The sequence below is a fragment of the Bradyrhizobium sp. UNPA324 genome, assembly GCF_006658635.1.
Lineage (GTDB): Bacteria > Pseudomonadota > Alphaproteobacteria > Rhizobiales > Xanthobacteraceae > Bradyrhizobium > Bradyrhizobium nanningense.
In genome coordinates this window covers 1,321,010-1,334,844 of sequence record NZ_LFJD01000004.1, presented here as the reverse complement: position 1 = coordinate 1,334,844, position 13,835 = coordinate 1,321,010, and the positions used below count along the sequence as shown (strand labels likewise).

The window sequence follows — 13,835 nt, the reverse complement described above, 5'->3', positions numbered from 1 at the left end:
TTAATAGGGATTCGTCGTTAATCCTCTCCCCCTTCAAGGCAAGGCGTGTCGGTCGCTCAACGCAGACGTATCTCGACGCTGGTCATGAACCGCTTCGCGCGGAACATGCTCGCGCGCGCGAGCGGCGGTTCCGTTGCGCTGTCGCGGGTCTGGCCCAGCCGCACCGACCGGCTGATCATCGCGCCGCACGATCTGCGCACCGCGGATGCGACCCGCGCCGCCGAAATCTATGCCGGCCGCTTCGTCTTCGCCGGCAAGATCGTCAATTGCCACGGCCGCTCGATCTTCGATCTCGAGCCGCCGTCGGAGGACTGGGAGGTTGCGCTGCTCGGCTTCGGCTGGTTGCGCCATTTGCGCGCCGCCGACACCGCGCTGACCCGGGCAAATGCGCGCACCCTGGTCGAGGACTGGATCGCCAACCCCGCCAACAAACGGCGCCCGGTCGCGCGCCGCGCCGATGTGCTGGCCCGGCGCGTGATCTCGCTGTTGTCGCAGGCGCCGCTGGTGCTGAGCGAGACCGACAACAAATTCTACCGCCGTTACCTGCGCGCCCTCGCGCGCGAGATCCGCTTCCTGCGCTACACCATGGTCGACATTCCGGACGGAGTGCCGAAGCTGCAGGTGCTGATCGCGCTGTGTTATGCGGCGCTATGCCTCGCCAACCAGGCAAGCCACATCCGCAGCGCATCGAAGAAGCTGTCGGACGAATTGCAGCGGCAGATCCTGCCCGATGGCGGACACATCTCCCGCAACCCGGGTGCGCTGATCGAACTCTTGATCGACCTGCTGCCGCTGCGGCAGACCTTTGCCGCGCGCAACATCGCGCCGCCACCGGCGCTGCTCAACGCGATCGACCGCATGATGCCGATGCTGCGCTTCTTCCGACACGGCGACGGCAATTTCGCGCTGTTCAACGGCATGAGCGCGACATCTTCGGATCTGCTCGCCACGCTGCTCGCCTATGACGACACCCACGGCGCGCCGATGGCGAACATGCCGCATACCGGCTTTCAGCGCCTCGATGCCGGCCAGACCACGCTGATCATCGACACCGGTCCGCCGCCGCCGGCCGGCGTCAGTCACGACGCCCATGCCGGTTGCCTGTCGTTCGAGCTGTCCTCCGGCATCAGCCGCATCGTCACCAATTGCGGCATGCCGACCACGGGCCGCGACAATTGGCGGCCGTTCGCACGCGGCACGGCGGCGCATTCGACGCTGACCTATCACGACACCTCGTCCTGTCAGTTCGTCGAGATGTCGGCGATGAAGCGGCTCCTGCACGGCTCGCCCGTCACCAGCGGGCCGGTCGAGGTCGAGAGCTATCGCGAAATCGTGCAGAACGGCACGCTGCTCACGACCTCGCATGACGGTTATCTCTCTAAGTTCGGCGCGATCCATCGCCGCGTGCTGATGATCGCCAATGACGGCGCGCGCATCGACGGCGAGGACACGCTGTCGCCGCCGCAGGGTGGACGCTTCAAGGGCGCGGATGCCGATTTCGCGGTGCGCTTCCATCTGCATCCGGCCGTGAAGGCCAGCCGGCTGTCGGACGCCCGCGGCGTCATGCTGGTGCTGCCGAACCGCGACGTCTGGACCTTTGAGGCGCTCGACGACAAGGTCGACCTCGAGGACAGCGTGTTCCTGGCCGGCAATGACGGCCCCCGCCGCACCGCGCAGATCGTGATCCGGCAGGATGCGCGCCAGGCCCCTTCGATCCGCTGGAGCTTTGTGCGTTCCACCGCCTCTCCGGCCGTCACCAATGCCCGCCGCAACGCCCGGCGCGAGCCGGAACTTCCGCTGTAAACAGGCGCGATTCGGCGTGATCTAGCCGTTGAGAAGAGGGCCGAAAACTGCTATCGAGCCCTCGCTCGCGCGACTGGCGACCTTGGATGGAGCACCATCGGGAAGCGCGGGACATATCCGCCGCGCGCCTGGGCATAGACACTCCTTAAGACAGAGGATCTTGCTCATGACTGACCATCCCCGCCGCGTCACCCGCGCTCTTCTCTCCGTCTCCGACAAAACCGGCCTGATCGAGTTCGCAAAAGCGCTCGTCGCGCATGATGTCGAGCTGGTCTCGACCGGCGGCACGGCCAAGGCGATTGCCGCGGCCGGCCTTGAGGTGAAGGACGTCTCCGACCTCACCGGCTTCCCCGAGATGATGGACGGCCGCGTCAAGACGCTGCATCCGAAGGTGCATGGCGGCCTGCTCGCGATCCGCGACAACAAGGAGCACGCGGAGGCGATGAGGACCCACGGCATCGCGCCGATCGACCTCCTCGTCGTCAATCTCTATCCGTTCGAGGCGACGGTCGACAAAGGCGCCGGCTTCGAGGACTGCATCGAGAACATCGACATCGGCGGCCCCGCGATGATCCGCGCCGCCGCCAAGAACCATGACGACGTCGCGGTCGTGGTCGAGGCGCAGGACTATCAGGCCGTGCTCGACGAGCTCGCCGCCAACAAGGGCGCGACCACGTTGAAGCTGCGCCGGCGGCTTGCGGCGAAGGCCTATGCACGCACCGCGGCCTATGACGCTGCGATCTCGAACTGGTTCAACCGTCAGCTCGAGATCGACGCGCCCGACTTCCGCGCCTTCGGCGGCAGGTTGATCCAGTCGTTGCGCTATGGCGAGAACCCGCACCAGACCGCTTCGTTCTATGCGACGCCAGAAAAGCGCCCGGGCGTCTCGACGGCCCGGCAGCTCCAGGGCAAGGAGCTCTCCTACAACAACATCAACGACACCGATGCGGCCTATGAATGCATCGGCGAGTTCGACACCAACCGCACCGCGGCCTGTGTCATCGTCAAGCACGCCAATCCCTGCGGCGTCGCTGAAGGCTCGAACCTCGTCGAGGCCTATCGCAAGGCGCTGGCCTGCGATTCCACCTCGGCCTTCGGCGGCATCATCGCGATGAACCGCGCGCTTGACGCCGACACCGCGCGCGAGATCACGAAAATCTTCACTGAGGTGATCATCGCGCCCGACGCCACCGAGGAAGCGATCGCCATCATCGGCGCGCGCAAGAACCTGCGCCTGCTGCTCGCCGGCAGCCTGCCCGATCCGCGCGCGCCGGGCCTCACCGCCAAGACGGTGGCGGGCGGCCTGCTCGTGCAGAGCCGCGACAATGCCGTGGTCGACGACATGACGTTCAAGGTCGTGACCAAGCGGGCACCGACCGAGGCCGAGATGCGCGACCTCAAATTCGCGTTCCGTGTCGCCAAGCACGTCAAGTCCAACACCATCATCTACGCCAAGGATCTCGCCACCGTCGGCATCGGCGCGGGCCAGATGAGCCGGGTGGATTCAGCGCGGATCGCGGCGCGCAAGGCGCAGGATGCCGCCAATGAGCTGAAGCTCGCCGAGCCGCTTACCAAGGGCTCGGTGGTGGCCTCGGACGCGTTCTTCCCCTTCGCCGACGGCATGCTCGCCTGCATCGAAGCCGGCGCCACCGCCGTGGTGCAGCCCGGCGGCTCCATGCGCGACGACGAAGTGATCAAGGCTGCCGACGAGCACGGCATCGCCATGGTGTTCACGGGCACGCGGCACTTCAGGCACTAGTCTATCCGCATGTCGTCCCGGACAAGCGCGCCCTAAGCGCGCGCCGATCCGGGACCCATAACCCCAGGGAGACGTTTGGCGCGCGGCATTAGCCGCATCGCGCCAACGAGAAGTCACGCGGTATGGGTCTCGGCGTTCGCCGGGACGACGGCGGAGATTGGCGCGACGGTGGGGCTCAGGACTCCCGCACCCGCATCAACAGTCCCAGTCCCGCGACAAAGAACACCACCAGCACGGCCATGCCGGCCTTCTGGCTTGCGGTCGCAGCCGTGATCATGCCGATCAGCAATGGGCCGATGAAGGACGTCACCTTCCCGGTCAGTGCGAACAGACCGAAATACTGCGCGATACGGTCTTTCGGTGCGAGGCGGATTAGAAGCGTGCGCGAAGCCGCCTGCAGCGGGCCACCGGCTGCGCCGATGAGGCAACCCAGCACGAGATAGGCGCGCTCGGCGGCGCTGGAGAACAAGGGCGCGCCCGGCAACGGCGGCGCCACCTTGACGAACAACACACTATCCTTGTCGACCAGCAGGATCGCCGCCACCGACAGCAGCAGGATCAGCATGCTGCCGGCAATGACGCGCTTCGGCCCGAGATGGTCATCGAGCTTGCCGCCGAGCCAGGCGCCGAATGCGCCAGCAATCGCGAGCATGATGCCGAACGTGCCGATCTGGATCGTGTGCCAGCCGAAGGTGCCCGCGGCATAGATGCCACCGAACGCGAACAGCGACACCAGCCCGTCGGTGTAGATCATGTTGGCGAGCAAGAATGCCGCGAGCGACTTTTGCTGCGGCAGACCCCTGATCGATTGCTTCAGCTCCGCCAACCCCTCGCGCAGCGCCTCGCGCACAGGGCGCTTTGCCGGATAGTCCGGCGTGAACAGAAACATCGGCGTCACGAAGATGATGAACCACAGCCCGGTCAATGGCCCCGCGGCACGATCGCCCTGATGCGTGACGGGGTCCAGCCCGAACAGCGGCGTGAAGCCGAGCAGCGTGCGGCCGGTCTCGGGATTGGCGGCGAGGAGGCCGAGCACGATGATCAGGCTGACGATGCCGCCGACATAGCCTGTCGCCCAGCCGGTGCCGGAGAGCCGACCGATCCGCTCCGGCGGCACCAGGGTCGGCATCATCGCGTTGTTGAAGAGGGTGGCGAATTCCGCACCGACGCTGGCGAGCGCAACCGCGGTGAGCAGCGGCGGAATGACGGCGTGATCGCCGGGCTTACCGATCCACAACGTGCAAGACGCCAGCACCAGCACCGCGCCGAAACCTGCGATCCACGGCTTCCTTCGGCCGGAGGCATCCGCGATGGCTCCCAACACCGGCGACAGCAGCGCGATCGCAAGGCCTGCGGCTGCCATCGCAAATCCCCACAGCGATTGGCCAGCGGCGGGATTCGGCGCAACGCTGGTGGCGAAATATGGCGCGAACACGAAGGTCGTGATCAACGTGAAATAGGGTTGCGCGGCCCAATCGAAGAAGATCCAGCTGACCACGGCTGCGCGCGGCGGATAGGTCCGCGGCGCACCGGCCATGCGCGCATCGGGAGCGATCGTCGTCATCACGCAGTCCTCATCACGAACAGTTTTGCCTCTCTTTGGGCAAACCGTATAGCATTGCAACAAGGTGTGTGAACTGGTCCGAAGCCACGGCGGAAGTTTGATCATGTCGTCATATTCGACACGGCGGAGGTTTTTCGCCGTCATAGCCATTCTGGCATTTGGCCTCGCACCCGCGACTGCCCAGGATGCCCGACAGGCCTATGTTCCAGCCGCGCCCGACACGGTGCGCGCCGTTGCCGCCGAGCACGGCATGGTCGTCGCGCAGGAGAAGATATCCGCGCAAATTGGCGCCGAGATCCTGCGGCGCGGCGGCAATGCGGTCGATGCTGCGGTCGCGACCGGCTTTGCGATGGCCGTGACCTATCCGCGCGCCGGCAATATCGGCGGCGGCGGCTTCATGGTGATCCATTCCGCTGACCGCAATGAGAACATCGCGATCGATTACCGCGAGACGGCGCCGGCGGCGACCACGCCGCAGATCTTCCTCGGCGCCGACGGCAAGCCCGATCCGGCGAAGTCACGGGATTCCGCGCTCGGCGTCGGCGTGCCCGGCACGGTCGCAGGACTCAGTCTGGCGCTGGAGAAATACGGCTCGGGACAGTTCACGCTGGCGCAATTGCTCGCGCCTGCGATTGCGCTCGCCCGCGATGGCTTCGTCGTCGGCGACGACATGGCCGATACGCTGCCGGGCTGGCACCGGCGGCTGGCACGCTGGCCTTCTACCGCCAGAATCTTCTCGCGGCCCGATGGCACGCCGCTTCGTGAAGGCGACAAGCTGGTGCAGGGCGACCTCGCCGAAACGCTGTCCGCCGTCGCGGCACAGGGGCCACGCGGCTTCTATGAGGGGGCGGTTGCGGAAAAGCTCGCCAAGGCCGTGGCTGATGCGGGCGGCATCATGACGCCGGCGGATTTGAGATCCTATCAGGCCGTGATCCGCTCGCCGGTGCGCGGCACCTATCGGGGCTATGACATCGTGTCGATGCCGCTACCTTCTTCTGGCGGCATCGTGTTGGTGGAAACGCTCAACATCCTCGAGGGCTTTCAGCTCTCCGATCTGAAGCAGGGATCGACGGCATCGCTGCATCTCCTGATCGAAGCGATGAAGCGCGCTTATGCGGACCGCGCGCGCTATCTCGGCGATCCCGCCTTCGTCAACGCACCGATCGAGACACTGACCGCGAAGGACTACGCCGCCAAGCTGCGCTCCGGCATCTCTACTGAACGCGCGACACCGTCGAAAGAGCTGGCTTCCGCATCCCCCTCGCCGCGCGAGGGCAGCAACACCACGCATTTCTCCGTGGTCGATTCCCGCGGCAACGCCGTCAGCAACACCTATACGCTGAACTTCAGCTACGGCGTCGGGCTCGTTGCCGAAGGCACCGGCGTGTTGCTCAACAACGAGCTCGACGATTTCACCGCAGCGGTCGGCGCCTCCAATGCCTATGGTCTCGTCGGGTTCGAAGCCAATCTGCCAGGACCCGGCAAACGGCCGCTCTCGTCGATGTCACCGACCATCGTGCTCAAAGGCGGCAAGCCGGTGCTCGTGACGGGCTCGCCCGGCGGCAGCCGCATCATTTCCAGCGTGCTGCAGGTCATTGTCGACGTGCTCGATTACAAGATGGACGTCGCGGCCGCCGTCGCAGCGCCACGGCTGCATCACCAATGGTTACCCGACGAAGTGCGCGTCGAACGCGGCTTTCCCGACGATGTGCTGCGCGAATTGAAGGCGATGGGCCACGCGATCGTCGAGCCGATGGGACAGACATCGGCCAATTCGATTCTCGTGACGCCGAACGGACCGCTCGGCGCGCCCGACCCCCGCACGCGCGGCGCAGAGGCAGCGGGGCAGTAACCACGTCGTTGCATGGCACGGGAGCGCGGGCCTGCTAGCTCTCGCTGCCACGCGTGCTACCAAAGCACAGCCAAGAAACTGCCGGGAAAACGCCATGACGACAACCGATCCGCTCCAACACATCGAGCGCGCCGAGATCGAGGACACCAGCCTTCTCGCGTTCTATCGCGACATGAACACGCCGGAGCGCCGGACGTTCTGGGCGTGCGCGGCGGGCTGGGCGCTCGACGGCATGGACTTCATGATCTATCCGCTGGTGATCGGCACCATCATCACGCTGTGGAAGGTCGATGCCGGCTCCGCTGGCCTTGCCGGAACGGTGACGCTGCTCGCCTCCGCGATCGGCGGCTGGCTCGGCGGCTATCTCTCCGACCATATCGGGCGGGTGAGAACGCTCCAGATCACCATCATCTGGTTCTCGTTCTTCTCGCTGGTCTGCGCGGTCGTGCAGAATTTCGACCAGCTCCTGATCGCGCGCGCCGTGCTCGGCCTCGGCTTCGGCGGCGAATGGGCAGCGGGCGCCGTGCTGATGGGCGAGGCGATCCGGCCGCAATATCGTGGGCGCGCGGTCGGCTCGGTGCAGTCGGGCTGGGCGGTCGGCTGGGGCCTCGCCGTGCTGTCGCAGGCGATCCTGTTCTCGGTATTGCCGCCGGAGACGGCGTGGCGCTGGATGTTCGTGATCGGCGCGCTGCCGGCACTTCTGGTGTTCTACATCCGCCGCTCGGTCACCGAGCCGGAGATCGCAGCTGAGGCCCGCGCCAGGCACGCGGAAACGGGCAGTCATCCGAAGCTTTGGGAGATCTTCACCTTCCCGATGGTGAAGACCACGGTCCTCGCGTCGTTGATGGCGACCGGCTGCCAGGGCGGTTACTACGCCGTCACGTTCTGGGTGCCGCAATTCCTGACCAAGGAGCGGCATCTGTCGATCGTCGGCTCGACCGGCTATCTGTCGACGTTGATCATCGGCTCCTTCATCGGGTATCTCACCGGCGCCTGGCTCGCCGACCGGATCGGCCGGCGCAATCTATTCCTGATCTTCTCGATCGGGGCCATGGCGGTGGTGCTGCTTTATACGCAGCTACCGCTCACCAACGAAATCCTGTGGGTGCTTGGCTTCCCGCTGGGCTTCTTCGCCTCGGGTTATTTCTCCGGCATCGGCGCGTTCCTGACCGAGCTTTATCCGACGCGGCTGCGCGGCTCCGGCCAGGGTTTTTGCTACAATTTCGGCCGCGGCATCGGCGCGCTGTTTCCGTTCCTCGTCGGCGCGCTGTCGGCGACGACATCGCTCGCGAATGCGATCGCGATCTTCGCGGTGGCGGCTTACGCGGTGTTCTTCATCGCCGCCTTTGCGCTGCCGGAGACACGCGGACGCGTGCTGCATGCGGGTTAGCGGCCGGCGTGAGGCGGTGAGGAAGCTTACCGCCCCACCTGATACGGTCCGCCCTTCTCCAGCGCACGCGCGTAGGCCGGGCGCGCGTGGATGCGTTCCAAAAATGCCATCGCCTTGGGATGGCCCTGCTCGAGCCCGCCGCGCGCCTGCGCCGCTTCCAAGGGAAAGCTCATCTGGATGTCGGCTGCGGTAAACTCGTTGCCGGCGAACCATTCGCTCTTCGCAAGCTCGCCTTCCCAGTAATCCATGTGCTGCTTGAGCTGCGGATTGACCAGCGTGGTCAGCGCCTGGTTCGCCACCTTGCGCACCAGCGGACGAAGCAGCGCCGGCGCGCGCTTCGGCATCAGCGTGAACAGCAGCTTCAGCAGCAGCGGCTGCATCGCAGACCCCTCGGCATAATGCAGCCAATAGGTGAAGCGCAGCCGCTCCGGCGTATTCGGCGGCGGAATCAGCCGGCCGTTGCCGTAGGTTGCAACGAGATATTCGATGATCGCACCTGATTCGGCGATGGTGTTGCCGTTGTCGGTGATGACGGGCGATTTGCCGAGCGGGTGGATGGCGCGCAGCTCCTTCGGCGCGCGCATGTCCGGCTGGCGCTGATAGCGCACGATCTCGTAGGGCACGCCCAACTCTTCGAGCAGCCACAGTACGCGCTGCGAGCGGGAATTGTTGAGGTGGTGAACGGTCAGCATCGGTGAGATCCCCGGGGCTAGGCGTGGTGGTTTAGGCGTGGTCGGCCGACGGCGCTGTTCGTGCCAGCCTGGGATCGCAATGTCGAGCCATCGGTACGGATATTTTCATCCGGGTATATTGACTCCGGTAATTTACCCGGGTATTAAACGGCACCAACGTCATCGATATGGCAATGATTTCAATGCAAAGGACTTTCACCGCCTTCCAAGGTCAGCGGCGCCTGGTGTCCGGGCCGGCGGGCGAAGTCGCGCTGGTTGTCAAGCGGGTGGCGCCACGGCCGGACGAGGCCATCGTCATCTTCGAGGACGCCACCGGCCGATCGATCGACTTCGATCTGCGCGGCGGGGATCGCGAAGTGCTGGCGCGGCTGGCGAAGCTCGTCCCGCCGCCGGTTGAGGAGAACACGCCGCCGAGCGAGCCGCGCGGACGGGGCCGGCCGAAGCTCGGCGTGGTCGCGCGCGAGGTGACGCTATTGCCCCGGCACTGGGAGTGGCTCGGCGCGCAGCCGGGCGGCGCCTCGGTCGCGCTGCGCAAGCTCGTCGACGAAGCGCGACGCGCGAGCGGCGACAAGGACCGCGAGCGGCAGGCGCGCGATGCCGCCTATCATTTCATGTCGACCATGGCCGGCAATCTGCCGCAGTTCGAGGAAGCTTCGCGCGCGCTGTTTGCGGATGACCGGCGGCGCTTCACCGCACTGATCGCCGACTGGCCGACCGACATCCGCGACCACATCGTCAAGCTCGCCTACAGCGACCGCGCTTAACGGCGCACCTCATCTCCCTATCGACGGCCGAGCCGCGCCTTGCGCGGCAACGGTTTCGCACGCCCTGAAAGGCCAATCCATGTCCGCCGACACGCCGCTTTGGAAAACATTCCTCCGCTTCCTCGCACCCTTGATGCTGAGCAACGCGCTGCAATCGCTGTTCGGCACGGTCGCCAACGTCTATCTCGGCCAGATGATCGGCGTCGACGCGCTGGCGGCGGTCTCGGTGTTCTTCCCCGTGATGTTCTTTCTGTTCGCCTTCGTCATGGGTCTCAGCACCGGCGCGACCGTCTTGATCGGTCAGGCCTTTGGCGCGCGCGAGCACGACAAGATCAAGATCGTGGTGGGCACGACGCTTGCGATCGGGCTTCTGCTCTCCATTTCGGTCGCGCTGATCGGCGGGTTCTTCAGCCGTCAACTGATGATGGCCCTCGCCACGCCCACGGACATTCTCGCTCCTGCGAGCGCCTATGCGCGGATCATGCTGTTCACCATGCCGCTCGGCTTCGTCTTCCTGCTGATGACGGCGATGATCCGCGGCGTCGGCGACGCATTCACGCCGCTGCTGGCGCTGGCGTTGTCGATGGCGATCGCCCTCGTCCTGACACCGGTGCTGATCCGCGGGTCGTTCGGATTGCCGGCGGCCGGCATCGCCAGCCCGGCCTGGGCGGCGGCGATCTCGAACGCACTCACGTTGATCGCCCTGGCCATCTATCTGCGGCGCAAGAAGCACGCGCTGGCGCCGGACGCGGCCCTGCTACGTCAGCTCAGACTCAATGGCGCCATGCTCTGCAAGATCCTCGGTATCGGATTGCCGAGCGCTATCGGCATGGTGGTGATGGCGATCGCGGAGCTGGTCCTGCTCGGCCTCGTCAACGGCTTTGGATCGGATGCCACCGCGGCCTACGGCGCCGTCAACCAGGTGATGGGCTACACGCAGTTCACGGCCATGTCGATTTCGATCGCGGTCTCGATCCTCGGCGCACAGGCCGTCGGCGGCGGCGACAGAACCCGGCTCGACGGCATCGTGCGGACCGGGCTCGCCTTCAACCTCGTCCTGACCGGCGGGCTGGTGGCGCTGATCTATCTCGCGCCGCGCGCCGTGCTCGGCATCTTCATCATCGACCCCGCCGTGCTAAATCTGGCGAAACGCCTGCTCGACATCGCCCTGTGGAGCTCGGTGCCGTTCGGCCTGGCCACGGTGTTTTCCGGGGCCCTGCGTGCCGCGGGCGTCGCGCTGACGCCGATGCTGCTCTCGATCTTCGCCATTGTCGCGATCGAGTTGCCCGCTGCGGTGATCCTGAGCCGCACGATCGGCCTTCAGGGCGTATGGGCCGCCTATCCCATCGTGTTCTGCGCCATGTTCGTTTTGCAGATGGGCTATTACCTCCTGGTGTGGCGCAAGCAGGCGATCCAACGCGTGATCTGACACTCAAAGTATTATGACCGTCATTAAACGGTAGACCTGCGGGGCCCGCTGCGCCACAATGGGTGAAAAGCGAGATCTGGGAGAACGAATTGACCCGCATTGCCCCGCAGTTCCTGTTCGATTTCGGCAGCCCGAACGCCTATCTCAGTCACCTCGCGATTCCCGCGATCGAGCAGCGCATTGACGTCAAGTTTGAATACGTCCCGATCCTGCTCGGTGGCATCTTCAAATCGACCAACAACAAGTCGCCGGCCGAGACGCTCGCCGGCATCAAGAACAAGCGCGAATTCCAGCAGGTCGAGACCGAGCGCTTCATCAAGCGCTTCAAAGTTCAGCCCTATGTCTGGAATCCGCATTTTCCGGTCAACACGCTGAATCTGATGCGCGCAGCGATCGCCGCGCAGCTCGAAGGCGTGTTCGAGGCCTATGTCGAGGCCGCCTTCCACCACATGTGGCGCGAGCCGAAGAAGATGGACGATCCTGAAGTCGCGGCGAAGGCGCTGGCGTCCTCCGGCCTCGATGCCCAGAAGCTGTTCGCCCGCGCGCAGGAGCCCGACGTGAAGGGCAAGCTGATCAAGAACACCGAGGAGGCTGTCGCCCGCGGCGCGTTCGGCTCGCCGACCTTCTTCGTCGGCAACGAGATGTTCTTCGGCAAGGAGCAGCTCCGCGAAGTCGAGGAGATGGTACTCGGGAAGTAGCCGCTCATGCTCCGGCGACAGAATGTGATCGCGGCGACATTCTGGATTGCTTCGCTTCCCGCGCGATGCCGATTATAAGTAGCCGCCAAGACCAATAATCAAGAGCAACAATGGAGCATCCCATGCGCATCCTCGTGGTCGGCGCCGGCGCCATCGGCGGCTATTTTGGTGGCAGGCTGTTGCAGGCCGGCCGCGACGTCACCTTCCTGGTCCGGCCGCGCCGGGCCGGCGAGCTCGCCAGCGCCGGGCTCGTCATCAAGAGCCCGAACGGCGACGTGACCTTGAAGAATCCGGCGACCGTGCAGGCCGACGCGCTCAAGGACAAGTTCGACGTCGTGCTCCTCAGCTGCAAGGCGTTCGATCTCGACGACGCCATCAAGTCGTTCGCGGCCGCCGTCGGGCCGAACACCGCGATCATCCCCATGCTGAACGGCATGAAGCATCTCGACGTTCTCGACCAGACATTCGGTGCCGAGCGCGTGCTCGGCGGCCTGTGCGCCATCGCCGCGACCTTGAACGAGAAGCGCGAGGTGGTGCAGCTCCAGCCGATGCAGGCGATCAGCTACGGCGAACGCGACGGCAAGCTTTCGGAGCGCGTCAAGGCGATCGACGAAGCCTTCAAGAGCGGCATCACCGGCGCCGCCGCCAGCCAGAACATCATGCAGGACATGTGGGAGAAGTGGGTGTTCCTCTCTTCGCTCGCAGCATCCACCAGCCTGATGCGAACCTCCGTCGGCAACATCCTTGCGGCTCCCGGCGGCCGGGATTTTCTGCTCGGCATGCTGGACGAGACCAGCGCCATCGCCACGGCGTCGGGTTATCCGCCGGGCGGCCCGTTCTTCGAGCGGGTGAAGGGCAACCTCACCACCGAAGGCTCGCCGATGACGGCCTCGATGTTCCGCGACATCAAGGCCGGCCTGCCGGTCGAGGCCGATCATGTCATCGGCGATCTCATCGCGCGCGCAGACGCCGCCAAAGTGCCTGTGCCGAAGCTGCGCATCGCTTATACGCATTTGAAGGCGTATGAGAAGCAGCGGGTGGAGTAGCGGCCGGCAACACACTCAGTGTCGTCCCGGACAAGCGAAGCGCAGATCCGGGACCCATAGCCCCAGGGCGTGGTTATTGAGGAAGAAGGCAACTCCGAGTCTCCGCAAGACTTGATGCTGTGGCTATGGGTCCCGGATCGGCGCGCGCTTGAGGCGCGCTTGTCCGGGACGACAGTGGAGTTTGTGGCGGCGACTCAGCGCTATTTCAAATGCGCGAGATAGTGCGAGACGGCGGTGATTTCCTCGTCGCTCATGTGATAGGCGACATCGGCCATCGCGGCGACGCCGCCGCCGACGCGCTGGCCCGCCTTGTAGTCGTGCAGCGCCTTGACCAGATATTCCTCGCGTTGACCCGCGAGCCGCGCGACCCCCTTGGTGCCGGCGAAGCTGTCCGTATGGCATGAGGCGCAGCGGCGGCCGGCGGCAACTTGCGCCCCCTTCTTCGACAGGTCCGGATCGCCGTCTTCCGGTTCCTTCGGCGGTGCCAGTTGCGAGAAATAGGCGCCGAAGCTGCGGATGTCTTCGTTGGTGATCTCTTCGGCGATCGGCTTCATCTGGTCGTTCTTGCGCGAGCCCGCGCGGAAGAAGACGAGCTGCCACTGGATGAATTGATCGGGCTGCCCGGCGAGCGAGGGGATGTTCTCGGTTTGCGAAATGCCGTTCTCGCCGTGACAGCCGGAGCAGGCGGAGGCTTTCTCCTTGATCGCGGAATTATCGGCAGCGTCTGCCGGAAGGGCGCCGAGCGCCACGAGCGCAATCGCGCTGATTGCGTGCAAGATGAAGTGCCGGCACATGATGAAATTCCGATCTAATCAACTGCGTCGCTTCCCGGGCGTGC

General features: G+C 65.2%; 11 protein-coding genes and 1 riboswitch. Of the genes, 8 read left to right on the top strand and 3 right to left on the bottom strand.

Going from position 1 to position 13,835, the window contains the following annotated elements:
* The first annotated feature begins 84 nt into the window (after positions 1-84).
* Both UNPA324_RS06470 and purH read left to right on the top strand, forming a co-directional pair.
* Positions 85-1,803: a heparinase II/III family protein gene (locus UNPA324_RS06470; RefSeq protein ID WP_181769315.1), complete on the top strand. Its 1,719-nt coding sequence runs from the start codon at positions 85-87 to the stop codon at positions 1,801-1,803.
* Positions 1,804-1,862: 59 nt separating this feature from the next.
* A riboswitch (ZMP/ZTP riboswitch) is annotated at positions 1,863-1,944 on the top strand.
* A gap of 25 nt (positions 1,945-1,969) precedes the next feature.
* Entirely contained in the window at positions 1,970-3,562 is a 1,593-nt protein-coding gene (gene purH, locus UNPA324_RS06465) for a bifunctional phosphoribosylaminoimidazolecarboxamide formyltransferase/IMP cyclohydrolase (RefSeq protein WP_141934078.1), read from the top strand.
* Between the two features lie 175 nt (positions 3,563-3,737).
* Here the strand turns inward: purH and UNPA324_RS06460 are convergent, their stop codons facing one another.
* A complete protein-coding gene (locus UNPA324_RS06460) occupies positions 3,738-5,126 on the bottom strand; it encodes an MFS transporter (RefSeq protein WP_128921049.1) in 1,389 nt (462 codons plus the stop codon).
* A 103-nt stretch (positions 5,127-5,229) separates the two neighbouring features.
* Here UNPA324_RS06460 and ggt point away from each other — a divergent pair, with 103 nt between their 5' ends.
* Together ggt and UNPA324_RS06450 are read left to right on the top strand one after the other, a co-directional pair.
* The gene (gene ggt, locus UNPA324_RS06455) at positions 5,230-6,978 is read left to right on the top strand and encodes a gamma-glutamyltransferase (protein WP_181769314.1); all 1,749 of its coding nucleotides are present in this window, start codon (positions 5,230-5,232) and stop codon (positions 6,976-6,978) included.
* Between the two features lie 94 nt (positions 6,979-7,072).
* A complete protein-coding gene (locus UNPA324_RS06450) occupies positions 7,073-8,368 on the top strand; it encodes an MFS transporter (protein WP_141934076.1) in 1,296 nt (431 codons plus the stop codon).
* Positions 8,369-8,394: 26 nt separating this feature from the next.
* On the opposite strand, the gene UNPA324_RS06445 is transcribed toward UNPA324_RS06450, so the two are convergent.
* Positions 8,395-9,060: a glutathione S-transferase family protein gene (locus UNPA324_RS06445; protein ID WP_128921051.1), complete on the bottom strand. Its 666-nt coding sequence runs from the start codon at positions 9,058-9,060 to the stop codon at positions 8,395-8,397.
* A gap of 167 nt (positions 9,061-9,227) precedes the next feature.
* On the opposite strand from UNPA324_RS06445, the gene UNPA324_RS06440 reads away from it, so the two are divergent.
* From UNPA324_RS06440 to panE, 4 genes are all read left to right on the top strand, one after another.
* Positions 9,228-9,824 carry a DUF2239 family protein gene (locus tag UNPA324_RS06440; RefSeq protein ID WP_141934074.1) on the top strand — a complete coding sequence of 199 codons (597 nt, stop codon included), beginning with the start codon at positions 9,228-9,230 and terminating at the stop codon, positions 9,822-9,824.
* 79 nt (positions 9,825-9,903) lie between these two features.
* Positions 9,904-11,253: an MATE family efflux transporter gene (locus UNPA324_RS06435; RefSeq protein ID WP_181769313.1), complete on the top strand. Its 1,350-nt coding sequence runs from the start codon at positions 9,904-9,906 to the stop codon at positions 11,251-11,253.
* Between the two features lie 89 nt (positions 11,254-11,342).
* Positions 11,343-11,951, top strand: a complete 609-nt coding sequence (locus UNPA324_RS06430) for a 2-hydroxychromene-2-carboxylate isomerase (RefSeq protein ID WP_128921054.1) — start codon at positions 11,343-11,345, stop codon at positions 11,949-11,951.
* 122 nt (positions 11,952-12,073) lie between these two features.
* Positions 12,074-12,997, top strand: a complete 924-nt coding sequence (gene panE / locus UNPA324_RS06425; protein ID WP_141934070.1) for a 2-dehydropantoate 2-reductase — start codon at positions 12,074-12,076, stop codon at positions 12,995-12,997.
* 200 nt (positions 12,998-13,197) lie between these two features.
* On the opposite strand, the gene UNPA324_RS06420 is transcribed toward panE, so the two are convergent.
* Entirely contained in the window at positions 13,198-13,791 is a 594-nt protein-coding gene (locus UNPA324_RS06420; RefSeq protein ID WP_128921056.1) for a c-type cytochrome, read from the bottom strand.
* Positions 13,792-13,835: the final 44 nt, after the last annotated feature.